Origin of the sequence: Thiomicrospira microaerophila (assembly GCF_000934765.1) — a bacterium.
GTDB classification, from domain to species: Bacteria; Pseudomonadota; Gammaproteobacteria; order Thiomicrospirales; family Thiomicrospiraceae; genus Thiomicrospira; species Thiomicrospira microaerophila.
In genome coordinates, this window is the sequence record NZ_JYNN01000098.1 from 1 (window position 1) to 1,687 (window position 1,687).

Here is a 1,687-nt window from a genome sequence, read left to right on the forward strand (position 1 = left end):
GTTTCAGGTTCTATTTCACTCCCCTTCTGGGGTTCTTTTCGCCTTTCCCTCACGGTACTGGTTCACTATCGGTCGGTAGAGAGTATTTAGCCTTGGAGGGTGGTCCCCCCATATTCAAACAGGATTTCACGTGTCCCGTCCTACTCGTTTTCACAAAAATAAGGTTTTCGCATACAGGACTATCACCTTGTATCGTTGGCTTTTCCAAACCATTCTGCTAACCTAGTCTTTGCTTAAGGGCTGGTCCCCGTTCGCTCGCCGCTACTTAGGGAATCTCGGTTGATTTCTTTTCCTCCGGGTACTTAGATGTTTCAGTTCCCCGGGTTAGCCTCCCATAAAGGGATATCCTCGAAAGGATGGGTTTTCCCATTCAGACATCTCCGGGTCAAAGGTTATTTGCCACCTCACCGGAGCTTTTCGCAGGCTATCACGTCTTTCATCGCCTTCTACCGCCTAGGCATCCACCGTGTACGCTTAATCACTTAACTATACAACTCAAAAATAACTTATTAGTAAACTAACGCGTTGGCTTTGACCTTTTGTATTGACTTATTTATTGCTAAATAACTCAATCAAAGCGTGCTTTTTGAGCATACAACGTAACTAAGATTCTTCGCTGACATGTTCGCTTGAGATTGCTCATCAAGATACATGTATTACCTATTACTTCAATCTAGTTGGAGACTAGATTGAATTCGTTATAACGATCTCATCAATCATTACAACGTCTCTTTGCAGAGATTACTTCCTAATTTTTAAAGAACTTCGGTTATTACCGAGAAGCGGAATACTATCACCTGCTTCTCTTTTTGGCAATAAGAACCGCTCATATATTCTTGGTTAGTTTTTATATTTTCGCATCTCATTATATGATTTGCTTTTTAACTAACTAAAACCACATGAGCGGTTGTTATTGGTGGGTCTGGGTGGATTCGAACCACCGACCTCACCCTTATCAGGGGTGCGCTCTAACCAACTGAGCTACAGACCCAATTTGTTTAGGCCTGATTTGCGCGCTTGGCACCGACCTGCTTAAATTGGTGGAGCTATGCGGGATCGAACCGCAGACCTCCTGCGTGCAAGGCAGGCGCTCTCCCAGCTGAGCTATAGCCCCTTTAAGTTTTTCTAGATAATTCAGAGACAATTTATGTGAAAGCGCAAAGACTTGCCGTTGCTATTTCTTAAAGGAGGTGATCCAGCCCCACCTTCCGATAGGGCTACCTTGTTACGACTTCACCCCAGTCATGAATCACACCGTGGTAACCGTCCTCCCGAAGGTTAGACTAGCTACTTCTGGTGCAACCCACTCCCATGGTGTGACGGGCGGTGTGTACAAGGCCCGGGAACGTATTCACCGTGACATTCTGATTCACGATTACTAGCGATTCCGACTTCATGGAGTCGAGTTGCAGACTCCAATCCGGACTACGATCGGTTTTTTCAGATTAGCACCACCTCGCGGCTTCGCAACTGTTTGTACCGACCATTGTAGCACGTGTGTAGCCCATCCCATAAGGGCCATGATGACTTGACGTCGTCCCCGCCTTCCTCCGGTTTATCACCGGCAGTCTCATTAGAGTTCTCAACTTAATGGTAGCAACTAATGATAGGGGTTGCGCTCGTTGCGGGACTTAACCCAACATCTCACGACACGAGCTGACGACAGCCATGCAGCACCTGTCTCACA

Annotated in this window: 2 tRNA genes and 2 rRNA genes; all 4 read right to left on the reverse strand. The window is 46.5% G+C overall.

The window, feature by feature from the left end:
* Positions 1–488: ribosomal RNA gene (locus tag NA59_RS12690) — 23S ribosomal RNA — on the reverse strand; the annotation flags it as partial.
* Positions 489–914: 426 nt separating this feature from the next.
* Positions 915–991, reverse strand: a tRNA-Ile gene (locus NA59_RS12695).
* 47 nt (positions 992–1,038) lie between these two features.
* Positions 1,039–1,114: transfer RNA gene (locus tag NA59_RS12700), tRNA-Ala, on the reverse strand.
* Between the two features lie 69 nt (positions 1,115–1,183).
* Positions 1,184–1,687 (reverse strand): 16S ribosomal RNA (locus tag NA59_RS12705); the annotation flags it as partial.